This is a genomic window from Cryptosporangium japonicum (assembly GCF_039524755.1).
GTDB classification, from domain to species: Bacteria; Actinomycetota; Actinomycetes; order Mycobacteriales; family Cryptosporangiaceae; genus Cryptosporangium; species Cryptosporangium japonicum.
This window is the reverse complement of the sequence record NZ_BAAAGX010000028.1, coordinates 305,012-329,825: the sequence shown is the minus strand read 5'-3', so window position 1 is coordinate 329,825 and position 24,814 is coordinate 305,012. Positions and strand designations below refer to the sequence as shown.

General features: G+C 72.5%; 26 protein-coding genes, 1 pseudogene and 1 riboswitch. Of the genes and pseudogenes, 17 read left to right on the top strand and 10 right to left on the bottom strand.

The features are described 5' to 3' along the window. Positions 1–1,900, top strand: a 1,900-nt coding sequence (locus tag ABD437_RS33110; RefSeq protein ID WP_344652888.1) for a hybrid sensor histidine kinase/response regulator, incomplete at its 5' end; no start/stop codon positions are given. Here ABD437_RS33110 and ABD437_RS33105 read toward each other — a convergent pair. Continuing rightward, on the bottom strand, positions 1,888–2,340 hold the full coding sequence (locus ABD437_RS33105) for a DUF309 domain-containing protein (RefSeq protein WP_344652887.1): 453 nt from the start codon (positions 2,338–2,340) through the stop codon (positions 1,888–1,890). The genes ABD437_RS33110 and ABD437_RS33105 overlap by 13 nt on opposite strands. 55 nt (positions 2,341–2,395) lie before the next feature. Here ABD437_RS33105 and ABD437_RS33100 point away from each other — a divergent pair, with 55 nt between their 5' ends. Next, positions 2,396–2,974 carry a hypothetical protein gene (locus ABD437_RS33100; RefSeq protein ID WP_344652886.1) on the top strand — a complete coding sequence of 193 codons (579 nt, stop codon included), beginning with the start codon at positions 2,396–2,398 and terminating at the stop codon, positions 2,972–2,974. 44 nt (positions 2,975–3,018) lie between these two features. On the opposite strand, the gene ABD437_RS33095 is transcribed toward ABD437_RS33100, so the two are convergent. The 3 genes from ABD437_RS33095 to ABD437_RS33085 all read right to left on the bottom strand — a co-directional run bounded on the left by ABD437_RS33095 (position 3,019) and on the right by ABD437_RS33085 (position 5,376). After that, positions 3,019–3,387 carry a YciI family protein gene (locus tag ABD437_RS33095; RefSeq protein WP_344652885.1) on the bottom strand — a complete coding sequence of 123 codons (369 nt, stop codon included), beginning with the start codon at positions 3,385–3,387 and terminating at the stop codon, positions 3,019–3,021. A gap of 60 nt (positions 3,388–3,447) precedes the next feature. Continuing rightward, positions 3,448–4,707, bottom strand: a complete 1,260-nt coding sequence (locus ABD437_RS33090) for an aminotransferase class V-fold PLP-dependent enzyme (protein ID WP_344652924.1) — start codon at positions 4,705–4,707, stop codon at positions 3,448–3,450. A 61-nt stretch (positions 4,708–4,768) separates the two neighbouring features. Continuing rightward, a riboswitch (SAM riboswitch) is annotated at positions 4,769–4,889 on the bottom strand. Between the two features lie 10 nt (positions 4,890–4,899). Beyond that, a complete protein-coding gene (locus tag ABD437_RS33085) occupies positions 4,900–5,376 on the bottom strand; it encodes a DUF4334 domain-containing protein (RefSeq protein ID WP_344652884.1) in 477 nt (158 codons plus the stop codon). An 85-nt stretch (positions 5,377–5,461) separates the two neighbouring features. Here ABD437_RS33085 and ABD437_RS33080 point away from each other — a divergent pair, with 85 nt between their 5' ends. Genes ABD437_RS33080 through ABD437_RS33065 form a run of 4 tightly spaced genes read left to right on the top strand, consistent with a single transcriptional unit; the run spans position 5,462 to position 8,949 of the window. Continuing rightward, positions 5,462–6,748 (top strand): cytochrome P450, encoded by a 1,287-nt coding sequence (locus tag ABD437_RS33080; protein WP_344652883.1) that lies wholly within the window; start codon positions 5,462–5,464, stop codon positions 6,746–6,748. Next, entirely contained in the window at positions 6,745–7,419 is a 675-nt protein-coding gene (locus ABD437_RS33075; protein WP_344652882.1) for a TetR/AcrR family transcriptional regulator, read from the top strand. Before ABD437_RS33080 ends, ABD437_RS33075 begins: the two co-directional genes overlap by 4 nt. Positions 7,420–7,429: 10 nt before the next feature. Then, positions 7,430–8,272 (top strand): sterol desaturase family protein, encoded by an 843-nt coding sequence (locus ABD437_RS33070; protein WP_344652881.1) that lies wholly within the window; start codon positions 7,430–7,432, stop codon positions 8,270–8,272. Continuing rightward, complete coding sequence (locus ABD437_RS33065; RefSeq protein WP_344652880.1) at positions 8,269–8,949, top strand: FadR/GntR family transcriptional regulator; 681 nt, start codon at positions 8,269–8,271, stop codon at positions 8,947–8,949. The genes ABD437_RS33070 and ABD437_RS33065 overlap by 4 nt, the downstream gene beginning before the upstream one ends. Here the strand turns inward: ABD437_RS33065 and ABD437_RS33060 are convergent. Further along, positions 8,943–9,449, bottom strand: coding sequence for a nuclear transport factor 2 family protein (locus ABD437_RS33060; protein WP_344652879.1), 507 nt, complete (start codon positions 9,447–9,449; stop codon positions 8,943–8,945). The genes ABD437_RS33065 and ABD437_RS33060 overlap by 7 nt on opposite strands. Before the next feature lie 97 nt (positions 9,450–9,546). Between ABD437_RS33060 and ABD437_RS33055 the strand changes: the two genes are divergently transcribed. Both ABD437_RS33055 and ABD437_RS33050 read left to right on the top strand, forming a co-directional pair. Further along, the gene (locus tag ABD437_RS33055; protein ID WP_344652878.1) at positions 9,547–10,596 is read left to right on the top strand and encodes an MFS transporter; all 1,050 of its coding nucleotides are present in this window, start codon (positions 9,547–9,549) and stop codon (positions 10,594–10,596) included. Positions 10,597–10,705: 109 nt separating this feature from the next. Beyond that, a complete protein-coding gene (locus ABD437_RS33050; RefSeq protein WP_425558296.1) occupies positions 10,706–11,896 on the top strand; it encodes a metallophosphoesterase in 1,191 nt (396 codons plus the stop codon). Here the strand turns inward: ABD437_RS33050 and kstR are convergent. Continuing rightward, the gene (gene kstR / locus ABD437_RS33045; protein WP_344652877.1) at positions 11,865–12,530 is read right to left on the bottom strand and encodes a cholesterol catabolism transcriptional regulator KstR; all 666 of its coding nucleotides are present in this window, start codon (positions 12,528–12,530) and stop codon (positions 11,865–11,867) included. The genes ABD437_RS33050 and kstR overlap by 32 nt on opposite strands. Before the next feature lie 185 nt (positions 12,531–12,715). Between kstR and ABD437_RS33040 the strand changes: the two genes are divergently transcribed. The 6 genes and pseudogenes from ABD437_RS33040 to ABD437_RS33015 all read left to right on the top strand — a co-directional run bounded on the left by ABD437_RS33040 (position 12,716) and on the right by ABD437_RS33015 (position 18,147). Continuing rightward, positions 12,716–13,747: an acyl-CoA dehydrogenase family protein gene (locus ABD437_RS33040; RefSeq protein WP_344652876.1), complete on the top strand. Its 1,032-nt coding sequence runs from the start codon at positions 12,716–12,718 to the stop codon at positions 13,745–13,747. Then, positions 13,741–14,910: an acyl-CoA dehydrogenase family protein gene (locus tag ABD437_RS33035; RefSeq protein ID WP_344652875.1), complete on the top strand. Its 1,170-nt coding sequence runs from the start codon at positions 13,741–13,743 to the stop codon at positions 14,908–14,910. Before ABD437_RS33040 ends, ABD437_RS33035 begins: the two co-directional genes overlap by 7 nt. Continuing rightward, the gene (locus ABD437_RS33030; protein ID WP_344652874.1) at positions 14,907–15,800 is read left to right on the top strand and encodes a bifunctional MaoC family dehydratase N-terminal/OB-fold nucleic acid binding domain-containing protein; all 894 of its coding nucleotides are present in this window, start codon (positions 14,907–14,909) and stop codon (positions 15,798–15,800) included. Before ABD437_RS33035 ends, ABD437_RS33030 begins: the two co-directional genes overlap by 4 nt. Continuing rightward, positions 15,797–16,165, top strand: a complete 369-nt coding sequence (locus ABD437_RS33025) for a MaoC family dehydratase (protein WP_344652873.1) — start codon at positions 15,797–15,799, stop codon at positions 16,163–16,165. The genes ABD437_RS33030 and ABD437_RS33025 overlap by 4 nt, the downstream gene beginning before the upstream one ends. Continuing rightward, the gene (locus tag ABD437_RS33020) at positions 16,162–17,328 is read left to right on the top strand and encodes a lipid-transfer protein (protein ID WP_344652872.1); all 1,167 of its coding nucleotides are present in this window, start codon (positions 16,162–16,164) and stop codon (positions 17,326–17,328) included. The genes ABD437_RS33025 and ABD437_RS33020 overlap by 4 nt, the downstream gene beginning before the upstream one ends. 111 nt (positions 17,329–17,439) lie before the next feature. Then, a pseudogene (locus ABD437_RS33015) lies at positions 17,440–18,147 on the top strand (leucine zipper domain-containing protein). On the opposite strand, the gene ABD437_RS33010 reads toward ABD437_RS33015, so the two are convergent. Beyond that, positions 18,144–18,938: an SAM-dependent methyltransferase gene (locus ABD437_RS33010; RefSeq protein WP_425558298.1), complete on the bottom strand. Its 795-nt coding sequence runs from the start codon at positions 18,936–18,938 to the stop codon at positions 18,144–18,146. The pseudogene ABD437_RS33015 and the gene ABD437_RS33010 sit on opposite strands and share 4 nt — an antisense overlap. A 56-nt stretch (positions 18,939–18,994) precedes the next feature. On the opposite strand from ABD437_RS33010, the gene ABD437_RS33005 reads away from it, so the two are divergent. Beyond that, positions 18,995–19,612: a class I SAM-dependent methyltransferase gene (locus ABD437_RS33005; protein ID WP_344652870.1), complete on the top strand. Its 618-nt coding sequence runs from the start codon at positions 18,995–18,997 to the stop codon at positions 19,610–19,612. Here ABD437_RS33005 and dmpG read toward each other — a convergent pair. The 3 genes from dmpG to ABD437_RS32990 are packed head-to-tail and all read right to left on the bottom strand — an operon-like array spanning position 19,561 to position 22,266. Then, the gene (dmpG, locus tag ABD437_RS33000) at positions 19,561–20,598 is read right to left on the bottom strand and encodes a 4-hydroxy-2-oxovalerate aldolase (protein WP_344652869.1); all 1,038 of its coding nucleotides are present in this window, start codon (positions 20,596–20,598) and stop codon (positions 19,561–19,563) included. The genes ABD437_RS33005 and dmpG overlap by 52 nt on opposite strands. Next, positions 20,595–21,467, bottom strand: a complete 873-nt coding sequence (locus ABD437_RS32995) for an acetaldehyde dehydrogenase (acetylating) (protein ID WP_344652868.1) — start codon at positions 21,465–21,467, stop codon at positions 20,595–20,597. The genes dmpG and ABD437_RS32995 overlap by 4 nt, the downstream gene beginning before the upstream one ends. 25 nt (positions 21,468–21,492) lie before the next feature. Continuing rightward, entirely contained in the window at positions 21,493–22,266 is a 774-nt protein-coding gene (locus ABD437_RS32990) for a 2-keto-4-pentenoate hydratase (protein ID WP_344652867.1), read from the bottom strand. Between the two features lie 100 nt (positions 22,267–22,366). On the opposite strand from ABD437_RS32990, the gene kstD reads away from it, so the two are divergent. Both kstD and ABD437_RS32980 read left to right on the top strand, forming a co-directional pair. Then, positions 22,367–24,022: a 3-oxosteroid 1-dehydrogenase gene (gene kstD, locus ABD437_RS32985; RefSeq protein ID WP_344652866.1), complete on the top strand. Its 1,656-nt coding sequence runs from the start codon at positions 22,367–22,369 to the stop codon at positions 24,020–24,022. Positions 24,023–24,029: 7 nt separating this feature from the next. Next, positions 24,030–24,773 (top strand): SAM-dependent methyltransferase, encoded by a 744-nt coding sequence (locus tag ABD437_RS32980; RefSeq protein ID WP_344652865.1) that lies wholly within the window; start codon positions 24,030–24,032, stop codon positions 24,771–24,773. Positions 24,774–24,814 lie beyond the last annotated feature (41 nt).

The window sequence follows — 24,814 nt, the reverse complement described above, 5'->3', positions numbered from 1 at the left end:
GGCGGGCCCGGCGCCGCTGCCCGGGCTGCCGGCCGGCGCGCCCGGGATCGGCGCCGCCCCGGGGCTCAGCGACATCCAGTGGCAGCGCCTCGACGAGGGCCGGCCGACCGTCGACGACACCAGCCTCGGCGGCCCGGCCGTGCTCGTCCCGGTGTCGCACGGCGGCCTGGTCACCGCCGCCCTGCGCATCGGCGGCGTGGTCAACGAGACCGCGGTGGCCGAGCACCTGCGCGGCAGCGAACGCGGCGAGGTCGCGCTCGGCGCCGGCGCGCTGATCGGCGCCGCGATCGCCCGCCGCGCGGCCCTGCTCGACGCCGACCTCGAGGAACGCCACGCCAGGGCGCTGCTCGACCAGCTCAGCTCGGTCGTCGTCGAGATCGACAACCTGGGCCGCATCTCCTACGTCAACCCGGCGTTCACGCAGTTCACCGGCATCCCCGCCGCCGACGTGATCGGCCGGGGCGCGATGGAGAGCGTCCACCCCGACGACCGTCAGGTCGCCGCCGAGCACATGGCCGAGATGTCGCACCCCGACCGCGCCCGGTCCATGCTCCGCGACGTGCGTTTCCGCGACCGGGACGGCAACCCGCGCTGGATGGAGGTGCAGGGTGGCCCGCTCCTCGACGGCTCCGGCACCCCCGTCGGGTTCGTCGGCACCCTGCGCGACGTCACCGAACGGCGGCAGGAGACGCTCAACGCCAACGTCGCCCGCGACCGGGCCGAACAGGCCCGCGACCGCGCCGAACGCTCCAACCGCGCCAAGGGCGAGTTCCTGTCGCGGATGAGCCACGAGCTGCGCACGCCGCTCAACGCGATCCTCGGGTTCGCCCAGCTGCTCGAGTCCACCGACCTCTCGCCGATCGACGCGGACAACGTCGGCCAGATCCTGCGCGCCGGACGACATCTGCTCGCGGTGCTCAACGACGCGCTCGACGTCGCCAGGATCGAGACCGGTCGCCTCTCGCTCTCGGTGGAGGACGTGCACGTCGAACCGCTCGTCGAGGAGGCGCTCACGCTGATGCGACCGGCCGCCGAGGACGCCGGGGTCACGCTCGAACGCCCGACGCTGGCCACGACCGGCATGATCGCCCGCGCGGACCGGCAGCGCCTCCGCCAGGTGCTGCTCAACCTGCTGTCCAACGCGGTGAAGTACAACCGGCCGGGCGGCCGCGTCACCGTCGACTTCCACCCGGCCGACGACCAGGGCAGCCGGGTCGCGTCCGACGCCGCGAACTGGCTGCGTGTCACCGTCACCGACACCGGGCTCGGCATCCCCGCCGACCGGCTCGACGACGTGTTCGTCCCGTTCGAGCGGCTCGGTGCCGAGCGGAGCGGGGTCGAGGGCACCGGGCTGGGCCTGTCGCTGGTCAAGAGCCTGCTCGAGGCGATGGGCGCCCGGATCGGGGTGAGCAGCGTCGCCGGGTTCGGCAGCACGTTCCAGATCGATCTGCCGGCCTCCGCGACCGGCCCCGACGACGCGGTGGAGCTGAGCGCAGCCGGGGCCGCGCCGGTGTCCCCGTCCGTGCGCACGTCGACAGTGCTCTACGTCGAGGACAACCCGGCGAACGTGACGCTCGTGCAGCGGGTGCTCAGCAAACGCGAACGGGTCAACCTGGTGGTGGCCCCGGACGGCCCGTCCGGGCTGCGGCTGCTGGAGGAGCTCCGGCCCGCGCTCGTGCTGCTCGACGTCCACCTGCCCGGCCTGTCCGGCGACGAGCTGCTGGCCGCCGTGCGTCATCACGCCGACCCGGTGCTGCGCCGGACGCCGGTGGTGGTGGTGACCGCGGACGTCTCCGGCGGCGCGGAACCGCGGCTGCGCGGAGCGGGGGCGGACGCGTTCCTGGCCAAACCGATCGACGTGCTGGCGTTGCTGGACGAGGTCGACCGTCACGTCAAGTGAGGCGGCGCGGCCTTCTCGGGGGCGTCCCGGTAGGTGTCGTACCAGGTCAGGAGGCCCTGGACGTCGATGCCGTGCGGCGGCGCCGCGGCGTACGGGCGCAGCCGGGCCACCCCGCGGGCCAGCAGCGTCGCCGAGCCGGAACGGTTGCCACGCTGGGCGTGCGTGATGCCGACGCAGAACTGCGCGAGGCCCTGCCAGAGCTCCCGCTCGGCCCTCGGCGCGGCTTTCCAGGCCGCCTCCAGCACCTCGTGGGCGGAGAAGGCGCGCCCACCGTCGAGCAGGCGCTGGGCTTCGGCGAGCGCCTGCGGAGGCGGCAACGGCTCCTCGGAGACCGGGTCGACGCCCCGGGGGTCGCCGTAGGGGAGCGGACGCCCCAGCGCGTCACGGGGCCGGGCCTGGCGTGGCCTCCCCGCGATGTCACGGTCCCGGTCGGTGTTCATGTGATCCACGATATTCGGCTGCGCGGCGACGCCGGATCCGATCCACTGTGGCGTCGTGGAGATCATCATCTCGACGCTGATCAGCGTGCCGACGGGAATTCTGACGTCGTTCCTGTTCTGGTGGTGGTTCACCCGCCGCCTGGCGCCGCGGATCGACTGGTCGGACCTCATGGCCGCGCCGCCGGAGACGGCGTGGACCGGCACCGACCACGACATGCCGCGGATCAAGATCGTGAACACCGGCCGGCGGCACGCGCTCGACCTGCAGGTGTGGGCCCAGTTGCGGTTACCGCACGAGGTGGACGCCTCGGGCTCGCCGGTGTCGCTGATCGAGCTGCCGACGTCGGTGACGTGGCTCCCGCGGCTGCAGCGGCAGAGCTACCGGTACGTCCGGATGTGTCTCGGCCGGGTGCCGCCGGGTGAGCTCGAGCGGTGCGGCGTCGACCCGTCGACCGACCTGCCGACGCTGCTGCGTGAGCACCCCGACGCCGCGGTGCGGGTGTACCTCTTCGCCTACGACGGTTTCAGCGGCGCGCGGAAGATTTTCGTCTCGCCCGACTACTGCGCCGACACCCTGATCATCGGCGCCTTCGAGCCGGGCCTCGCGCTCGACGCCCGGCCGGTACCGACCTGATCCGCGTGCTCGCGCCGCGCGGTGGGCGCGGCGCGAGACGTGGCTCAGGCCTCGGCGGTGGGGGACTCGGCCGGAACGGCGGAGCGGGGCGGGACGCCGGCCACACCGGCACCCGGGGACGCGGTGTCGGAGCGTAACTTCTCGAAGCCGGGCGCGACCCGCGTGGGGTCGAACTCGATGACGGTGTAGTCGGCCAGGCACTTCTCGGCGTAGGGGTCGAGGGAGAGGCGCCGGTTGAGCTCTTCGCGGTCGACGTTGTCGGCGAAGATCACGCCGCCGTGGCGTGGCACCCGCCGGCCGGAGGCGACGAACACCCCGTCGGCGAACTGGCTGTCGAGCCAGGCGAGGTGGGCTTCTTCCTCGGCATCCACTTCGGAGATGTCAGCGACGTAAGTGAGGGTCACAACGAACATCCGCGAACACTATCGGGTACGCGCCAGCGACCCGGTGGATATCCCGTGAAACGTGGATGTTCAGCCGGTCAGTTCGGCGATCCCGGCCAGCAGCCGGTCGACGTGCTCCGGCGTGCTGCCGAGCCCGACGCTGGCGCGTACCGCGGTGGGGCCGAGATCGGCGCCGGCGCGGGCGGAGGCGTCGGCCAGCAGACGCTCGGTGAGCGGGTGGGCACAGAACAGGCCGTCGCGCACCCCGATCCCGTGGCGGGTGGCGAGGTGCGCGGACACGTCCGCGGCCGCCACGCCCGCCACCGCGAAGCTCACGATGCCGACACGGTCGTGGCCGTCGGGGAACGTCCGTAGCTCCTCGACGCCCGGCAGCGTCGCCAGCCCGGCACGCAACCGCTCCACCAGGGCGTTCTCGGCGGCGGCGAGCGCGTCCCGGTCGGCGGCGCCGAGCGCCGCGCCGACCGCGGCGAGCGCCACCGCGCCGAGCAGGTTCGGGGTTCCGGCCTCGTGGCGGGCGGGCCCGGAGTTCCAGTCCACGGCGTACCCGATCAGGTCACCGTCGGTCACCGGGGCGACGTAGGCGGTGGCGCCGCCGCCGGCCAGGTACGGATCCGCGGCGTCGAGCCAGTCGGCCCGTCCGGCCAGCACGCCGGCGCCGAACGGCGCGTAGAGCTTGTGCCCGGACAGCGCGAGGTAGTCGATGCCGTCGGCGGCCAGTGACACCGCCCGGTGCGGCGCGAGCTGGGCGGCGTCGACGGCGATGCGCGCGCCGTGCCGGTGCGCCACCTCGGTCAGCGCGGCCAGCGGCCACACCTCGCCGGTGACGTTCGAGGCCCCGGTGACGGTGACCAGCACGTTCCGGCCGGAGTGGGCCTCCAGCGCGGCTTGGAGTGCGGCAATCGCCTCGGCCGCGCTGCGTGGCACGGGCAGCGACACGGTGCCGCGCCAGGGCAGCAGGTTCGCGTGGTGCTCACCGGCCCAGCCGACGACGGTGGTGCCGGTCGGCAGCGCCCGGGCCAGCAGGTTCAGCGCGTCGGTGGTGTTGCGGGTGAAGATCACGTGGTCGTCCGGGCGGGCGCCGACGAAGTCGCCGATCGTCTGGCGCGCCCGCTCGTAGGCGAGCGTGCAGCGCTGCGACGCCGCGCCCGCGCCCCGGTGCACGCTGGCGTACCAGGGCAGGATCGAGTTCACGGCGTCGGCGGCCGCGGACAGGCAGGGCGCGGTCGCGGCGTAGTCGAGGTTGACGTGGTCGGTGAGCGTGCCGTCGGAGAGCACGACCGGCAGGTCACCCCCGAGCACGGTCAGGTCGGGGGCCGGTCCGGCGGTCACGGCGGGGCGGGCACGGGTCAGCACGAGGCGTCGCTCCTGGCACAGGGGACCCCGGTCAGGAGGTCCGCGCTTGCCCGCCGCGAGGACCGCGGTCGGGCCAGGTCTTCACCCGGGGCACCCCACCGCGAACCGTGGAGGGTTGCCGGCCAGCGAGCCGGGGCTTGACGCTGACACTCATGACCTAGGGCCGGACTATACGCGTTCCAACAGGAAGTAGTAGTGGTGGCCCGCGTGGAAGATCAGCGGCGACTTGCCGTTCATGATCCCCATCAGCGTGCGGTCGTCGACCCATTTGAAGTGGTCGAACACCGGCTGGGCGTCGTACACCATCGTCGCGGTGACCTCGCCGCGGAACTCGACCGCCCAGAGCGAGGCCTCACCGCCGCGACCGAGCGCGAGGTCGGAGAAGAGCGCGCCGTTCTCGTCCCGGCAGATCAGCGGTTTGGCGTCGGAGGCGCTGACGAACGTCTTGCCGTACCAGCGGGCGTCGGCCAGGCCCTGGTGCAGCGGGTGCCCGGTGGCGAAGTCGGCGCCCTTCCACGCCCCGAGGACGTCGTCGACGCGGGCGGTCGGTAACGCGGCCCAGATCTCGTCGAGTTCCTCGGGTCGGACCCCCTCGGTCCACTGGCGTAGTTCGGCGAATCGGGTTCGGGCCTCGGTGAGCTCCATGGGCCGAGATGTTAACGGTGATTCACGTTGACGGCTAGGCGACGTACGGTGTACGTAAGACGTACGTCGTACGTCTGGAGGCTCGATGGAGACCCGAGAGCGCCCGAACCGCCTGCACGCCGAGCTGCTCGCCGCCGGCTCCTGGTCGACGCGGCACGGCGTCGCCCGGCTGGCGATGAACCGTGCCCGCAAGCAGGGTGACCTGCAGGCGCGGCTGTTCTCCGACCGCTCCACCCGGGACGACCCGTTCCCGCTCTACACCCGGATCCGCGACCGCGCGCCGATCGTGCGCGGGTCGTTCCTGGCCGCGACCGCCCACCACCGCATCGCCGAGGCGGCGCTGCGCAGTGACGCGTTCGGCGTCGTCTCCGATCCGGACGCCCTCCCGCCGGCCGCCCGCTGGGTGATGACCCGCCCGCAGCGGACGATCGGCCCGGTGACGCCGCCGTCGATGCTCGCGGTCGATCCGCCGGTCCACACCCGTTACCGCCGGCTGGTCTCCCGCGTCTTCACCGCGCGCGCGATGGCGTCGCTGCGCGGGCGGGTCGGTGAGCTCGCCGACGAGCTGCTCGACCGGGTCGACCCGGAGACCGACCTGATCAGCAACTACGCGAGCATGCTGCCGGTGACGATCATCGCCGAGATCCTCGGCGTGCCGGCCGACATGCGCGCGCAGTTCGTCACCTGGGGGAGCACGGCCGCGCCGGTGCTCGACATCGGACTCTCCTACCGCGAGTACCGCCGGGTGGACCACGCGATCCGTGCGCTCAACGACTGGATGTCCGGCCACTTCGCCCGGCTGCGTTCCGACCCCGGCGACGACCTGATCAGCCGCCTCATCCACGACGACAACGATCTCGACGAGAACGAGCTGCTGGCCATCGCGGGCCTGCTGCTCGCCGCCGGGTTCGAGACGACGGTCAACCTGATCGGCAACGGCGCGGCGCTGCTGATGTCCCACCGCGACCAGCTCGACGGCCTGGAGTGGAGCAACGCGGTCGAGGAGATCCTGCGCTACGAGTCGCCGGTGCAGAACACGGCCCGGCGGGCGCTGCGCGACACCGAGGTCGCGGGCGTTCCGGTGCGCAAAGGCACGTTCCTGTCGATCCTGATCGGCGGCGCCAACCGGGACCCCGCGGTCTTCGACGACCCGGAGCGCTTCGACGTGCACCGCGCGAACGCCCGGGAGCACCTCGCGTTCTCCAGCGGCGTCCACTACTGCCTGGGTGCCTCGCTCGCCCGCATCGAGGGTGAGGAGGCGCTCCGCCGGCTCTTCGAACGCTATCCGGACGTGCGGCCGGCCGGCCCGGCCCGGCGTCGTCCCACCCGTACCCTGCGGGGCTACGACGAGCTGCCGGTGCGGCTGACGTGAACGCCGCGCGCCGCGGTCCGGAGCCGGTGGTGCGGCTGGTGCTCACCCGGGAGCGGATCGTGCACGCCGCGGTCGAGCTGATCGAGCGGCACGGCGTGGACGCGCTCTCGATGCGCGCGGTGGCGGCCGAGCTCGGCGTCGCGGTGATGTCGTTGTACAACCACGTGTCGAACAAGGCCGCGCTGCTGGAAGGCGTGGCCGAGTACGTCGTCGCGGGGCTCGACACGGTGCCGTCGGGAACCGGCGACTGGCGGGCGGAGGCCCGGGCGCTGGTGCGCGCGTTCCGGACGGCGGCCCACGAGTACCCGCACGCGATGCGCGTGGTGCTGACCCACTCGATCGACAGCACCGCGGCGTCGCGGCTGGCCGAGCGGTCGCTCGCGCTGGCGGCGGAGGCGGGGTTCCGGGGCGCCACCGCGGTGCGCATCGTGCACACGCTGATGGCGTACGCGGTGGGGTCGCAGCTGCAGGCGCTCTGGCTCGGGCAGCTGATCGACCGGGTGTCCGAGGGGCCCGGCATGGCCCGCGTGGACCCGGCGCGGTTCCCGCACGTCGTGGCGTCCGCGTCGGCGTTGCTGGCGCACGACCCCGAGGCCGACTTCGAGTTCGGCCTGGACCTGCTGATCACGGCGATCGAGCGACTGGTTGAACCAGTGGACCAATCCACGTAGGCTGCGCGGCATGACCGAATACGTGCTCGTGTTCGCCGTACCGGTTTTTGTGCTGTTCGTAGCGCTGGAGATCGCCTCCTACCGATTCCTGAGCGACGAGAGCGAGCTCGGCTACACCGCGTGGGACACGGTGACGAGCCTCTCGATGGGGCTCGGGTTCCTCGTCGTGGAAGCGTTCTGGAAGATCGTGACGCTCGCGGCGCTGGCCGGGGTGTACGCGCTCACCCCGGTACGGCTCGACCCGACGTCGATCTGGACGTGGGTGCTGTTGTTCGTCGCCGACGACCTGGCCTACTACTGGTACCACCGGTCGCACCACGAGGTGCGCATCCTCTGGGCCTCGCACGTGGTGCACCACTCCAGCCGGCGCTACAACCTCTCCACCGCGCTCCGCCAGCCCTGGACGCCGTTCACCGCGCTGCCGTTCTGGTTGCCGCTGGCGGCGATCGGCATCCCGCCCTGGATGATTTTCTTCCAGCTGTCGGTGAATCTGATATATCAATTTTTCCTCCACACCGAACGCATCGATCGGATGCCGCGCTGGTACGAGGCGGTGTTCAACACCCCGTCCCACCACCGTGTGCACCACGGCACGCAGCAGGTGTACCTCGACCGCAACTACGGCGGCATTCTGATCGTCTGGGACCGGCTGTTCGGCACGTTCGAGCCGGAGGGTGAGCGGGTGATCTACGGCCTGACCACGAACATCGGCACGTACAACCCGATCCGGGTGGCGTTCGGGGAGTACGGGAAGATCGCCCGCGCCGTGCGGGACGCGTCGTGCTGGCGCGACCGGGTGGGCCACCTGCTGCGCGGGCCGGGATGGGCGCCGCCCGTAAAGTCGGTGACGTGACCTTCAGCCCGATCGCGCGCACGGCCGTCTCCGACGCGGTGTACCGGCAGTTGCGTAACGCGATCCTGGCCGGATCGCTGGCGGCCGGATCGGCCCTGCCCGGTGAGCGGGCGCTGGCCGAGGAGTTCGGGGTGGCGCGCCACGGGCTGCGCGAGGCGATCCGGCGGCTGCAGCAGGCCCGCCTGGTCGAGGTGAGCCACGGCGGCGCCACCCGGGTGCTGGACTGGCGGGTGTCCGCCGGGCTGGAACTGCTCGGCGAGTTGGAGCTGCCCGACGAGCTGATCCTGCGCTCGGCGCTGGAGATGCGGCTCGCGATCGGCGTGGACGCGGCCCGGCTGGCGGCCACGCGCGCCACGGCGGGCGCGGCCGCCGAGATCGAGGGGTTCGTCACCGGGTCGGTCGGGGTGACCGACCCGGTCGTGCTGGCCGAGCGGTACGAGCAGTTCTGGCGGTTGATCATCGTCGCCGGGGACAACCTCGCCTACCAGCTGTCGTACAACAGCCTGGTGCTCGCGATGAACCGGAACCCCGAGGTCACGCGCGAGTTGTCCGCACCGGAGGCCGCCGATCTGGCGACCCAGCGGGTGCTCGCCGCGGCGATCGCGTCGGGCGACGTCGACGGCGCCGCCTCGGCCGCGCGGCGGCTGACGTCGGTGATGCTGGCGCGCCTTCAGTGACCGCGGTTCGGGTCGGCCAGCGGCACCAGGGTCCGCTCGCCGAGGCGCGTCATCGCGTGCAGCGGCACGGTCGCGGCCCGGATGACGCGGGCCAGCCCCGGGCGCCCCTGGGCCCGGACCAGCGCCGGCCCGATCGTGCTCATCACCTGCGTGAGCGCGGGCAGCGGGCGGCCGAACAGGGTCAGCTCGACGACGCGGCCCTCGTCGTCGAAGCGCAGTAGCTGCGCCTCCTCGAACGGTTCCTTTCCGGCGCGGCCGGTGAGGAACAGCGACCGGGTGCGCTCGTCGCCGACCTCGGTGTGGTAACGGATGTCGTCGAAGACCTGCATGGCGGCGACGAGCATCTGACGCACCTGTTCGCGGCCTTCGAAGCGGAAGGCGGCGGTGAGCGGGGAGATCGCGACGGCGTTCTCCGCCAGGCAGGCGGTGGCCGCCTCGGCGTCACCGCGCTCCCCGGCCGTGCGCCAGGCGGCGGTCGTGGTTTCGGTGGTGGTCGGCATCGCTACCTCCTCGACGGGGTTGCCGTCGACGGTAGCGCGAATGTCTACACCGTGTCGACGACTATTTCTGTCGTAGGTCGGGGCTAGCTTCCCGGTCGTGGGTCACCTGCTGGCCGATACCCGTCCACTCCGGACCTCACCCGAGTTCCGGAGGGTCTGGGGTGGCCATCTGGTGTCGGCCATCGGCACCGGGATGACCGGGGTGGCGCTGGCGATCCAGGTCTGGGGCATCACCGGGTCGTCGTTCGCGGTCGGCGCGATCGGCCTGGCCACGATGGTGCCGACGCTCGCTCTCGGGCTGCTGGGCGGCTCGATCGCCGACGCCGTCGACCGGCGGCGGCTGGTGCTGGCCACCAGCCTGGGCCTGACGCTGGTGGCGGCGCTGCTCGCCGTCCAGGCCGTGCTCGACCTGCGGCAGCTCTGGCTGCTCTACCTGCTGGCCGCGGCGCAGTCGGGTCTCTCGGCGGTGGACGCGCCGGCCCGGCGTACGTTCGCGCCGCGCCTCCTGCCGCCGGCCCTGATCCCGGCCGCGGCCGCGCTCACCCACCTCGGGTGGCAGGTCAGCGCGCTGGTCGGGCCGCTGGTCGCCGGCAGCCTGCTCGCCGATCTGAACGCGATGGTGCTGGCGATGCCCGCGGCGTTGTTCCCGGCGCTGGCCGACGCCCGGTTCGGCGGTGGGGAGGCGACCGCGGCGCTGCTCTACGCGGCGATCGGTCTGGGTGGTCTGGTGGCGGGCGTGCTGTCCGGCCCGCTGGGCCGGATCCGGCACCAGGGGGCGGCGATGCTGGTGGCGGTCGGGGCCTGGGGAGCGGCGATGGTCGGTCTCGGGGTGAGCCCGGCGCTCGGGCTCGGGGTGGTGTGTCTGGTGGTCGCCGGCGCGGCGGACGTCGTGACGGTGGTGCTCCGCGGTTCGATCCTGCAGCTGACCACGCCCGACGCGCTACGGGGCCGCATCGGCGGCGTCGACTTCGTGGTCGGGGCGGGCGGGCCGCAGCTCGGTAATGCCCGCGCGGGAGCGGTGGCGGCGGTGGTCGGGCCGGCGGCGAGTGCCGCGTTCGGGGGCGTGGCGTGCGTGCTCGGCGCGATCGGGATCGCGGCGGCCATTCCGGCGGTCCGTCGCTACCGCGTCGAGAGCGAGGGCGGCTAGGGCGCCGGTGCGGGTTACGCCGGGTTGGCGGAATCACCGGGAGTAGCGTGCCGTTGGCATTAACGGAGCCGTCGCTCCGCTAGTACGCACCGTCGAACAGGAGTACGTCGTGGCCGAGCCCTCTCCCCGCGTCGCCGACGCCGCCCCGGCACCCACCCCGGAGCGCGGCCGGCGCCCCTCCGCGTTCCTCGGCGTCGTCGTCGTCATCTCGCTGCTGCTCTTCGGCGTGCCGTGGTGGACGCTGCTCGGCCCGGCCAACGACTGGCCGCTCGCCGTCGTGCTGGTCGGGTCGCTGGTGTTCCTGGCCGGCTTCGTCGGGCTGCCGGTCTCGATGATGCGTGGCCACGGCCGCCACGACGACCGGGCCGCGCGGATCGGCGACACGCTGCTCGGCGTCGTCTGGGTGCTGTTCGTCTGGTCGTTGATCGGCACCGTGCTGCGGCTCGCGCTGGGGCTGGGCGGGGTCGACGACGCGCCCCGGATCGCCGCGGTGTTCACGCTCGTCGTGAGCGCCGTGCTGCTGGCCTGGGGGCACTACGAGGCGATGCGTGTCTCCCGCGTCCGCGAGGTCGACGTCACGCTGCCGCGCCTGGGCGCCGGGCTGGACGGCACCCGCGTGGTGCTGATCGCCGACACCCACTACGGCCCGATCGACCGGGCGGAGTGGTCACGCAAGACCGCGGAGCTGGTGAACACGCTCGACGCGGACGTCATCGCGCACGCCGGTGACATCGCCGACGGCACGCCCGACCAGCGCGCGGAGCAGGCCGCGCCGCTCGGCACGCTGAACGCCACCCTGGCCAAGGTGTACGTCACCGGCAACCACGAGTACTTCAACGAGGCCCAGGGCTGGCTCGACCGGATGACCGACCTGGGCTGGAACTCGCTGCACAACCGGCACGTGGTGGTGGAGCGCGGCGGCGACCGGCTGGTGGTCGCCGGCGTCGACGACGTCACCGCGAAGTCCTCGGGGCTGCCCGGCCACCGCACCGACCTCGCGGCGGCGCTGGACGGCGCCGACGAGGAGTTGCCGGTGCTGCTCCTGGCCCACCAGCCGAAGTTCATCCGGCACGCCGCCGAGGCCGGCATCGACCTGCAGGTGTCGGGGCACACGCACGGCGGCCAGATGTGGCCGTTCAACTTCCTCGTGCGGCTCGACCAGCCGGTGGTGCGTGGCCTGTCGCGGCACGGCGAGCGTACGCAGCTCTACACCAGCGGGGGCACCGGTTTCTGGGGCCCGCCGTTCCGCATCTTCGCGCCGAGCGAGATCACGGTGCTGACGTTGCGCTCCGCTCGCTGACGTTGTCCAGGAGGAGGTGCACGGTGAGTTCGAGGCGGGCCGCGACGTCGCTGACCGAGGCCCGCCGGGTGACCCAGGCGACCAGGTTGGAGAGCCACACGTCGCCGATCACCCGGGCGATGGCCAGGTCCTCGGCGTTCGGCTCCTCGTGGATGGCCTGCCCGAACATCCGCTCCATCAACCGGGCCACGGTGTCGACCTCGGCCGACACGCTGGCGTCGGCGAACATGAACGCGCGCGTCATCGCCTCGGTGAGCTGCGGGTAACGCTGCAGCTTGCGGGTGACCCGCCCGAGCACGAACAGCACCCGCTCGCTGGGCGTCTCCCCGGGGATGTCGATGCGGTCGAGCCGCTCCTGGGCGTTCTCGAACTCCCGGGCGAGGCCGGTGACCAACAGGTGGTTCTTCGAGGGGAAGTACCGGTAGAGCGTGCCCAGCGCGACGTCGGCGTTCTCGGCGACCGCGCGCATCTGCACGGCCTCGTAGCCGCCCTTGGTGGCCAGCGCGATCGTGGCGTCGAGCATCCGCTTGCGCCGGTCGCGCTGCGCGGCCGAGCCGAGGTCGTCCTCGGTGAGTGCGTTGAGCGTGTTGAGGACGCTCGGCCCGCCACCGCGCGCACGAGATGGTCCGGCCATCGGGTTCTCCCTGGGTCTCAGCGATACCCGCACAGAATACCCCGAGCCAGGAGTCACACGTTCTAGTGTCGGGGGTCCGTCACGTTCCCGTAACGCACGATCGTCCCTTCGTGACAGTGGAGAAACCGTTCTCTTCACCGCGGAACGCCGCGACGCATGGATAGAACCTGTTCTAGTATCCGGTGGTGGACTTCACTGCCGAACCACCGCTGCGTGACGCCGCGGAGCTGGCCGCGCTGGTGGTCGAGCGCTCCGCCGGCGACGGACTGTGGGACGCGCTCGTCGACGCCGGGCTCGTCGAACTCTCGTTACCCTCCGGCGTCGGCGGCGACGATCTCGGGCCCGCCGGAGCCGCGGCCGTCCTCACCGAGCTCGGGCGCCGGGCGGCCTCCACCCCGTTCTACGCGACGCTCGGCGTCGGCGCGCTGACGCTGGCCCGGTGCGGTGCGGCCGAGCAGCTGCTCCGGCGCGTCGTCGACGACGGCACCGTGATCACCGCGGCGTTGCACGAACCCTCGGCGCCGTTCCCGGCCGAGCCCCGCACGGTGGCCGACGGCCGCTCGGTCTCGGGGGTCAAGGTGGGGGTCCCGGACGCCGACGCGGCCGAGTACGTGCTGGTGCCGGTGGCCGGCCCGGCGCTGCTGCTGGTGAACCTCTCCTCGCCGGGCGTGGACGTCTCCCGGGTACCGGGCGCCGGGCCGAACGCGCCGTACCGGGTGGCGTTCGACGCGGTGCCGGCCGAAGCCGTGGTCGGCGGGGCCGACGCGGTGCGTGACCTGTACCGGCTGGCGCTGGCGGCCGCGGTCAGCTACGCGGACGGGCTCCTCGCCGGTGCGCTGGAGCTGACCGTGGCGCACGTGGCCGCCCGGCACCAGTTCGGGCGTCCGCTGGCCACGTTCCAGGCGGTCGCCCAGCAGATCGCCGACGTCTACCTGGCCTCGCGCACGCTCCACCTGCTGGCGCAGTCCACGGTCTGGCGGCTGCAGCACGACCTCGATCCGGGCACCGACGCCGAGGTGGCCGCGTACTGGGTGGCGACCGAGCTGCCCGCGGCGATCGGCACCTGTCACCACCTGCACGGCGGTCTCGGCCTCGACCGGGACTACGCGCTGCACCGGTTCTCGGCCGCGGCGAGCGACCTCGCGCGGCTCGTCGGGGGCCCGTCGGACACGCTCGACCGGCTCGGCGCGCGGTACCTGGGGGGCGAGAAGTGCTGATCGATCTGACGCCGGAACAGCGGGCGCTGCGCGACGAGATGCGCGCGTACTTCGCCGGTGTGCTCTCGCCCGCCGAGCGGAGCGCGATGCTCGTCGACCGGCACGGCCCCGAGTACCGGGACCTGATCCGCCGCCTGGGCCGCGACGGGTGGCTCGGGCTCGGCTGGCCCACCGAGTACGGCGGGCGGGGCCTCGGCCCGGTCGAACAGCAGCTGTTCGTCAACGAGGCCACCCGCGCCGACGTGCCGCTGCCGTCGGTGACGCTGGAGACCGTCGGCCCGACGTTGCAGCGCTTCGGCACCGAGGACCAGAAGGCGAAGTTCCTGCCCGGCATCCTGCGCGGCGACGTCCACTTCGCGATCGGCTACACCGAGCCCGAAGCCGGCACGGACCTGGCGTCGCTGCGCACGCGAGCGGTCCGCGACGGCGCCGACTACGTCGTCAACGGGCAGAAGATCTTCACCACCGGCGGGCACGACGCCGATTACGTCTGGCTGGCCTGCCGCACCGATCCGGACGCGCCGAAACACCGCGGCATCTCGATCCTCATCGTCGACACCCGCGACCCCGGCTACTCGTGGACGCCGATCATCACGTCCGACGGCGCGCACCACGTCAACGCCACGTACTACCGCGACGTGCGGGTGCCGGTCACGATGCGTGTCGGCGAGGAGAACCGCGGCTGGCGGCTGATCACCACCCAGCTCAACCACGAGCGGGTGATGCTCGGCCCGGCCGGGCGGCTCGGCGGCCTGCTCGACCGGGTGCGCTCCTGGGCGTCCACCCGTACCGACCCGGACGGCACGCCGCTGCTCGACCGCCCCGACGTACGCCGCTCCCTCGGCCGGGTGCACGCGTTCCAGCGCGCCAACGAGCTGCTCAACTGGCAGGTGGCCGCGGCGGCCGGCGGCTCGGGGGAGATCGCCGACGCGTCCGCGTCGAAAGTGTTCGCCGCCCAGGCCGCCCAGTGGGCCGGGCCGCTGCTGGAGGACGTCGTGTCCCGCCACGGCGACCCGGCCGACCCGGAGACCGCCGCGCTGCTGCGCTGGCTCGACGTCCACCGCAAACGCAACACCGTGCTGACGTTCGGCGGCGGCGTCGACGAGATCCAGCGCGAGCTCATCGCCACCGCGGGCCTGGGCCTGGAGAGGGTGCCCCGATGACCGACATCCTCGAAGCCGCGGAGAAGATCCGGGCCCGCGGCGAGAGCGCGCCGTTCGTCGCCCGCGACCCGGTGAACGAGCCGGTGATGCACGCCTGGCTCGACGCGCTGGGTGACCCGAACCCGATCTACGTCGACGAGGACGCGGCGCGCGCGGCCGGTCACCCCGGCGTCGTCGTGCCGCCGGCGATGATCCAGGTCTGGACGATGCCGGGCCTGGGGCGGGTACGCGACGCCGACGACCCGCTCTGGCTGATGCTCGGGGTGCTCACCGAGGCCGGCTACCCCTCGATCGTCGCCACCGACTGCGACCAGACCTACCACCGCTACCTACGCCCCGGCGAACAGCTGACGGTGCGCTCCCGGCTGGGTGAGGTCACCGGTCCGAAGCAGACCGCGCTCGGCGAAGGCTGGTTCGTGACGACGCACAACACCTGGTACGCCGGCGACGAGCCGGTCGCCGAGATGGCGTGGCGGGTGCTGAAGTTCCGCCCGGCACCTCCGCCGCCGGCCGTGCTGCGCCCGGTGGTCAGCACGGACACCGCGTTCTTCTGGGAGGGCACCGCGGCCGGTGAGCTCCGCATCCAGCGGTGCGAGAAGTGCGGAACGCTGCGTCACCCGCCCGGGCCGTTCTGCCGGTCGTGCGGCTCGGAGTTCACCGGCTACCTCGTCGCGTCCGGGCGCGGCACGGTGTTCAGCTACGTCGTGCACCACCACCCGCCGGTTCCCGGGCGGCCGACGCCGTACGTCGTCGCGCTGGTGGAGCTGGAGGAGGGGGTGCGCATCCTCGGCGAGGTGCTGGACGGGCCGCCGGAAATCGGCACGCCCGTCGCGGTGGTGTGGCAACGCATCGATGATTCGCTGACTTTGCCCGCCTGGAGGGTTCGATGACGGAGCTACCTCCGCTGGTTCTCGACGTGACACCGACGTTCATCGTCAGCACCGCGATAGCGACGCGCGACTTCCAGGAGGTGCACCACGACCGTGACCTCGCGGTGGCGCGCGGCTCCCAGGACATCTTCCTCAACATCCTGACCACGACCGGCCTGGTGCAGCGCTACGTCACCGACTGGGCGGGCCCGTCGGCGCGGGTGGGCGGGGTGAAGATCCGGCTCGGCGTGCCCTGTTACGCGTACGACCAGCTGACGTTCTCGGGCTCGGTGACGTCGTCCGAGGGGACGGAGCTCACGGTGGCGGTGGTCGGCCGGGTGAGTCGTGGTGACCACGTCCGCGGAACCGTGAGGGTGACGCTGTGAGTCTGTCCGGCCGGGCCGCGCTGGTGGGGATCGGCGCCACCGACTTCTCCAAGGACTCCGGGCGCAGCGAACTCAAACTCGCCGCCCAGGCCGTGCGGGCCGCCCTCGACGACGCCGGGCTGACCCCCGCCGACGTGGACGGGCTGGTGAGCTTCACCCAGGACAACAACACCGAGATCGCGGTCGCCCGCGAGGTGGGCATCCCGGAGCTGACGTTCTTCAGCCGGATCCATTACGGGGGCGGCGCCGCCTGCGCCACCGTGCAGCAGGCCGCGATGGCGGTGGCGACCGGCGTCGCGTCGACGGTGGTCTGTTACCGGGCGTTCAACGAACGCTCGGGGCACCGGTTCGGCCAGGTGCAGGCGAACCTCGCCGTCGCACCGACGACCAGCGGTGTCGACGCCGGCTGGTCGTACCCGTTCGGGCTCGGCACGCCGGCCAGCTGGGTCGCGATGTTCGCGCAGCGCTACCTGCACACGTACGGCGCCACGTCCGAGGACCTGGGCCGGGTGGCGGTGACGATGCGCGCCCACGCGGCGACGAACCCGGCGGCCTGGTTCTACCAGCGCCCGATCACGCTGGAGCAGCACCAGGCGTCGCGGTGGATCTGCGAGCCGCTGCGGCTCTTCGACTGCTGCCAGGAGAGCGACGGCGGGGTGGCGCTGGTCGTGACGTCGGCCGAGCGTGCCCGTGATCTCCGGCGCAAGCCGGTGCGCATCGCCGGCGCGGCCCAGGGCAGCGGCGACGACGAGTACCTGATGACCAGCTACTACCGCGACGACCTGACCCGGCTGCCGGAACTGGGGACGGTGGCGCGCCAGCTGTGGGGGCAGGCCGGGCTGGGTCCGTCCGACGTGGACGTCGCCGTGCTCTACGACCACTTCACGCCGTTCGTGCTGGTGCAACTGGAGGAACTCGGCTTCTGCGGACGCGGCGAGGCCGCCGGGTTCGTCGCCGGCGGGGCGCTCGGGCTCGACGGCGCGCTCCCGACGAACCCGCACGGCGGGCAACTGGGGGAGGCGTACATCCACGGGATGAACGGCATCGCGGAGGCGGTGCGCCAACTGCGGGGCAGCGCGGTGAACCAGGTGGCGGGCGCGTCGACGGTGCTCGTGACCGCGGGCACCGGCGTCCCGACCAGCGGCCTGGTACTCACCGTCTAGGTGTTCTGTCCATGGACGTTGGTGACGGCCGGGGGTGACGTGAGGGAGGACCTCCGGGCAGGTGTGTAGCTGCCAAGCACACACAGCCTGTCGGTCCACGGAGGTCCTCCAGTGCCCCGCCGTAATGCCCCGCTGACCGAACTCGGACGGCTGCGGCTGGCCCGCTGCGTCGTCGAGGCCCGGTGGTCGTTGCGGCGGGCCGCCGACCGTTCCCAGGTCTCCCACCACCGCGGCCCGCTGGGCCGAGCGTTACCGCCGCCACGGCGCGGCCGGCATGGCCGACCGGTCCAGCCGCCCGCATCGCTCGCCGGCCCGCACCCCGATCAGCGTCGAACGCCGGATCGTGAAGATCCGGGTGGCCAAGCGCCTGGGACCAGCCCCGATCGCCGCCCGCCTGGGCCTGAACCCGGCCACCGTCCACCGCATCCTGACCCGCTACCGCCTGTTGCACACCGCCCTCGACGACCACTCCCGCCTGGCCTACACCGAAATCCTCGGCGACGAACGCGAACACACCGCCGCCGCGTTCTGGACCCGCGCCCAGGCCTGGTTCGCCGCCCGCGGGATCACCGTCGCCCGGGTCCTGACCGACAACGGCGCCTGCTACCGATCCCAGCCCTGGGCCCAAGCCCCGGCCGCGACCGGCATCCGACACAAACGCACCGGGCCCTACCGGTCGCAGACCAACGGCACAGTCGAACGGTTCCACCGCACCCTGTCCGAGGAATGGGCCTACGCCCGCCCCACCGCGGCCACACCGCCCTCGGCGGCCTACCACCGGCAGCCCGCGTCACCAACCTGTCGGGACAGAACATCTAGGGCTTGCGGGCCACCGCCCCGTAGCAGCTGGCCTCCGGCGGTGGCACCGGCACGCCCTCGGGGCGCCACTCGCTCACCGGCACGATTCCCGGCTCGACGAGCTCCAGCCCGGCGAAGAACCCCGCGACCTCGTCCTTCGAGCGCACCTGGGACGGGGTCGGGCTCGTCGCGTCGGCCGCCGCGACCCTCGCACGCACCGCCTCCGGCACCAGGTCGGCCGTGCCGTGCGAGATCACCAGGTACGACCCGGGCGGGAGCGCCTCCACCAGCGTCGCGACGTGCGCGTACGGCCGATCGGAATCCCGGACCAGGTGGAGGAGCGCGACGAGCAACAGCCCGATCGGCTCGTCGAAGTCGAGCGTGGACGCCGCCCGGTCCAGGATCACGCCCGGGGTCCGGAAATCGGCCTCCAGGTAAGCCGTGCCCCCGCCGCGCAGCAACGCGCGGGCGTGCGTCAACACAATCGGGTCGTTGTCGACGTAGACGACGCGCGCGTCGGGCGCCAGCGCCTGCGCGACCTCGTGGGTGTTGTTCGCGGTGGGGATGCCGGTGCCGATGTCGAGGAACTGCCGGACACCCGCCGCGCCGGCCAGGAACGAGACCGCGCGCCGCAGGAAGCGCCGGTTCTCGACCGCGAGCGTGCGGATGCTCGGATACGCGGCGGCGATCGCGTCGCCGGCGGCCCGGTCGACCGCGAAGTTGTCCGTGCCGCCGAGCCAGTAGTCGTACCGCCGGGCCGGGTGGGCGATGGACGTGTCGATACCGGGAGGCGCTGCTTCCACGTCCCTGATCCTAGATGGAGGGCACTCCGATTGCGTGGCCGACGATTCGGCGCGATCGTGGACGGGTGCCCTCGTTCGCGCGTGACCCCGGAACGGCGACGTACTACGAGCAGCGCGCCGCCGAGTACGACGAATGGTACGAGAGCCTGGGGCGGTTCGCTTCCCGCCCGCGCCCCGGCTGGGACGCCGAAGTCGATGATCTGTGCCGGTTCGTGCACGCCCTGGCACCCGCGCGCACGCTCGACGTCGCCTGCGGCAGTGGGTTTCTCACCCGGCACCTGCGTGGCTTCGTGGTCGCGCTCGACCAGAGCCCGTCGATGGTGACGCTGACCCAGCGACGCCTGCCGGCCGGTATCGCGATGCGCGGTGACGCGCTCGACCTGCCGTTCGCCGACGACAGCTTCGAGCGCGTGTTCACCGGCCACTTCTACGGGCACCTGCCCCCGGCCGAGCGCGCGGTGTTCCTCGGCGAGGCCCGCCGGGTGGCGAACGAGCTCGTCGTCGTGGACACCGCGCTGCGCCCGGGCGAGACCGCCGAACAGCTCCAGGAACGGATCCTCAACGACGGCTCGCGCCATCACGTGTTCAAGCGTTTCCTGAGCGCCGAGCAGCTGGCCGACGAGATCGGTGGTCAGCCGGTGCTGGCCGGGGACTGGTTCGTCGCGGCCGCCGCCTCACGCTGAATTTCCAGCGCGATGTCGATCAGCTGGTCCTCCTGGCCGCCGACGAGCTTGCGCGCGCCCGCCCGCACCAGGATCTCGGCGCCGGACACCTGGTAGCGCTCGGCCTGCCGGAACGCGTGCTTGAGGAAGCTGGAGTACACCCCGGCGTAGCCCATGATCAGCGCCATCCGGTCGAGACGGCACTCCTCGGGCATCGTCGGCAGCACCACGTCCTCGGCGGCGTCGACGATCGCGAAGAAGTCGATGCCGGTCTCGATGCCCAGCTTGTCGCACACCCCGACGAACGCCTCGACCGGCGTGTTGCCGGCCCCGGCCCCGAACCGCCGGGTGGACCCGTCGATCTGCTGCGCGCCGGCGCGGACGGCCAGCACCGAGTTGGCCACGCCCAGCCCGAGGTTCTCGTGCCCGTGGAAACCGACCGTCGCGTCGTCGCCCAGCTCGGCGACCAGCGCCGAGACCCGGTCACCCACCTGGTCCATCACCAGGGCGCCGGCCGAGTCGACCACGTAGACGCACTGGCAGCCGGCGTCGGCCATGATCCGGGCCTGCTTCGCCAGCTCCTCCGGTGGGATCGAGTGCGCCATCATCAGGAAACCGACGGTCTCCAGCCCGAGGTCGCGCGCGAGGCCGAAGTGCTGGATCGAGACGTCGGCCTCGGTGCAGTGCGTGGCCACCCGGCAGATCGCCGCGCCGTTGTCGGCCGAGGCCCGGATGTCGTCCTTCACCCCGACGCCCGGCAGCATCAGGAACGCGATCTTGGCCTGCGTGGCGGTGGCCACCGCGGTGCGGATGAGTTCCTGCTCCGGCGTGTGGCTGAACCCGTAGTTGTACGAGGAGCCGCCGAGCCCGTCCCCGTGGGTGACCTCGAGCACCGGCACCCCGGCGGCGTCCAGCGCGCCGACGACCGCGCGTACCTCGTCGACCGTGAACTGGTGGCGCTTCGCGTGCGAGCCGTCCCGCAGCGACGTGTCAGTGATGCGGATCATGCCGTCACCTTCCGGGAAGCGAGCTCGGCGCCGACCCGGGCGGCCGCCGCGGTCATGATGTCGAGGTTGCCGGCGTACGGGGGCAGGTAGTCGCCGGCGCCCTCGACCTCGATGAAGATGCTCACCCGGTCCTCGTCGAACTGCACCTCGTTGAGGAGCCGGTAACCGGGCACGTAGGTGGCCACGTCGGCGACCATCCGCTCCACCGACGCGGTGATCGCGGCCCGGTCGGCGTCGGGCGAGACCTGGCAGAAGATCGTGTCGCGCATGATCATCGGCGGATCGGCCGGGTTGAGGACGATGATCGCCTTGCCCTTTTCGGCGCCGCCGATCGTCTCGAGCCCGCGGCTGGTGACGCGGGTGAACTCGTCGATGTTGGCGCGGGTGCCCGGCCCGGCCGATTTCGACGCCACGGTGGCCACGATCTCGGCGTAGCGCACCGGAGTGGCCCGCGACACCGCCGCGACCATCGGAATCGTCGCCTGCCCACCGCAGGTGATCAAGTTGACGTTCGCCGCGCCCAGTTCGTCGCCCAGGTTCACCGACGGGATCACGGCGGGCCCGACCGCGGCCGGGGTCAGATCGACCGCGACGATGCCGGCCTCCGCGTACCGCGGCGCGTTGGCCCGGTGCACGGACGCCGAGGTGGCCTCGAACACCAGCTCCGGACGCTCGTCCCGCGTCAGGAGCCAGTCGACGCCCTCGGCGCTGACCTCCAGGCCCGCTTTCGCCGCGCGCCGCAGGCCCTCGCTGGCCGGGTCGATGCCGATCATCCACTGCGGCTCGACGGCGTCGGAGCGCAGCAGTTTGTACATCAGGTCGGTGCCGATGTTGCCGGAGCCGACGATCGCTGCCCGTGCTTTGCTCATGCGTCACCTCGCTGGGGTGGGGGAGTCACTTGAACGTGAGGCGCACCGCGCCGAGCGCACCGAACTCGGCGCGGAAGACGTCACCGGGGCGTGCGTCGACCGCGCGGGTGCAGGAGCCGGGCAGCACGACGTGCCCGGCGCGCAGCCGCACCCCGAACCGCGCGACCGTGCGGGCCAGCCAGGCGACCGCCACCAGCGGGTTGCCGAGCACGGCGGCCGACGTGCCCACGCCGACCTGCTCGTCGTTGCGGTGCAGGAGCACCGGGAGCGCGGTGAGGTCCACCGTGCGGGGATCGACGCGTGACTTGCCCAGCACGAAGCCGGCCGAGGAGGCGTTGTCGGCGATCGTGTCGGCCAGGGCGATCTTCCACTCGACGATGCGGCTGTCGATGAGTTCGAGCGCGGGCGCGATGGCCTCGGTGGCGGCGAGCGCCTGCTCCTCGGTGCAGTCCTCCGGCAGGTCCTCGCCGAGGATGAAACCGACCTCGGGCTCGACGCGCGGGAGCAGGTAGCGGCCCGCGTCGACCGGTTCGTCCTCGGTGTGGCGCATGTCGGCGAGCAGGTGCCCGTAGTCGGGCTCGTCGACGCCCATCATCTGCTGCATGGCCTCGGAGCTGAGCCCGACCTTGTGGCCGACCACCGCCGCGCTGCGCCGCTCGATGTTGAGCAGCTGGATGCGGTAGGCATCGCCGGCGCCGATGCCGGGATACGTGGTGATCAGCGGGGGGATCGCCACCCGGTCGCGCTCGGCCGCCCGGAGGGCGTCCGCCGCTGCGTGCAGTTCGACGTCGTCGAGCATGAGGGCTCCGGTCTAGAACGCGTTCTGATTCAAGCCTGGTCACACCATAGCGGTGCGGTCCGACTTTTCTATAACGTGTTACAGATCGAGAGGAGCTTCGATGTCCGCAGCGAAGAAGTTCGACCTGGTCGTCGTGGGTGCCGGCGGCGCGGGCATGACCGCGGCGCTCACCGCGGCCACGTCGGGCCTGCGCGCGATCGTGCTGGAGAAGTCGCCGTGTTACGGCGGTTCCACCGCCCGTTCCGGCGGCGGCGTCTGGATTCCGAACAACCACGTGCTCCAGCGCGACGGCGTCGTCGACGACGCGTCGGCGGCGGCCACCTACCTGGAGCACATCGTCACCACCGCGGCCCGCCCCGGCGACCCCGACGGCGCCGCGCTGCGGGAGGCGTTCCTGCGCCACGGGCCGGCCGTGCTGGCACTGCTGGAGCGCGAGACGCCGCTGCGCCTGGGCTGGGTGCGCGGCTACTCCGACTACTACCCGGAGGCGCCGGGCGGCCGTCCGATGGGGCGGTCGGTGGAGCCACGCCCGTTCGACGCGAGCGTGCTCGGGCCGCTGCGGTCGACGCTCGAACCGCCGTACCTGGCGGCGAAGGGCGGGCTGGCGATCACGCAGGCGGAGTTCCGCTGGCTGAACCTGGCGATGCGTCACCCGCGCGGGGTGTCCACCGCGGCCAGGGTCGGCGCGCGGGCCTGGGCGAGCCGGATGCGCCGGCGCGAGCTGCTGACGATGGGCCAGGCGCTGGCGGCCGGGTTACGGGCCGGGCTGGCGCGCCACGACGTGCCGGTGTCGCTGTCGACGCCGATGGCCGAGCTCGTCGTGGAGAACGGCCGGGTCGTCGGGGTGCGCACCGAGTCGGACGTGCTGCTCGCCGAGAAGGGGGTCGTGCTCACCGCGGGCGGGTTCGAGCGCGACGACACGATGCGCAAGAAGTACCAGAAGGAGCCGATCGGCACCGAGTGGACCGTCGGGGCCGAGGCGAACACCGGCGACGGTATCCGCACCGCGCAGGACCTCGGTGCGGCGGTGCAGCTGATGGACGACGCGTGGTGGGGCCCGTCGGTGCCGCTGCCCCGGGGGCCGTACTTCCTGCTCGCGGAGCGGTCGCTGCCGGGGTGCGTGCTCGTCGACGTCCAGGGCAGGCGGTTCGTCAACGAGGCCGCGCCCTACGTCGACGCCGTGCACGCGATCTACGAGCAGGCCGACCCGGCGGTGCCGGCGTGGCTGGTGTTCGACCAGCGCTACCGCGACCGGTACCTGTTCACCGCGAAGGGCCCGCGGCAGCCGCTGCCCGGCTCCTGGTACCGCGCGGGGGTGGCGGCGAAGTCGTCGTCGCTCGCCGGCCTCGCCGAGAAGATCGGGGTGCCGGCGTCCGCGCTGGAGGCCACCGTCGCCCGCTTCAACGGGTTCGCGTCGACCGGGAAGGACGAGGATTTCGGGCGGGGCGAATCGGCCTACGACCGCTACTACGGCGACCCGAGGGTGAAACCGAACCCCAACCTCGCGGCGCTGGTGAAGGCGCCGTTCTACGCGGTGAAGATCGTCCCGGGTGACCTCGGGACGAAGGGTGGCCTGGTCACCGACGAGCGCTCGCGGGTGCTGCGTGAGGACGGCGGCGTCATTCCGGGCCTCTACGCGGCGGGCAACACCAGCGCACAGGTGATGGGCCGCACCTACGCCGGCCCGGGGGCCACGCTCGGGCCCGCGATGACGTCGGGGTATCTGGCGGCGCTCGACGCGGCGGGTGCGCTGTAATTCCACTGTGAACCCGGAGATTGACACCTCGGTCGCCCATCCGGCCCGGCGCTACGACTACTGGCTCGGCGGCAGCGTGAACTTCGCTGCCGACCGGGCGTCGGGCGACGCCATCGCGGCCGCGTTCCCGAGCACCCGCACCGCCGCGGTGGAGAACCGCCGGTTCCTGCAGCGGGCGGTGAAGTATTTGTTCGACTCCGGCATCCGGCAGTTCCTGGACGTGGGCACGGGGATCCCGAGCGCCGGAAACGTGCACGAGGTCGCGCCCGACGCGCGGGTGGTCTACGTCGACAACGACCCGATCGTGCTGGTGCACGCCGGGCCGCTGCTGAGCCGGAACACCACGTACCTTGAGGGCGACGTACGCAGTCCCGGCGAGATCCTCGCGCGGGCACCGCTGGATTTTGATCAGCCGGTGGCGCTGCTGCTGTTCTCGGTTCTGCACTTCCTCGAGGACTCCGACCAGCCCTACGCGCACGTCGCGGAGCTGGTGGACGCGTTGGCGCCGGGAAGTTACCTCGCGTTGTCCCACGGCACGATCGACCACCAGACGCCGGAACAGCTCGAGGCGCTGGCCCCGATCATGGCGTCGACACCCGGGCAGTTCCGCTCGTTCGCCGAGGTGTCGCGTTTCTTCGACGGGCTCGAACTGGTGGAGCCGGGCCTGGTGGGTATCGCGGAGTGGCGGGCCTCCACCGACCTGGCCCCCGGCGACGTCGAGATGTGGGGCGGCGTGGCCCGCAAACCGTAATTCCGTTGGTGGCGCCCGCGTGGTCACCACCGTTCGGGTGG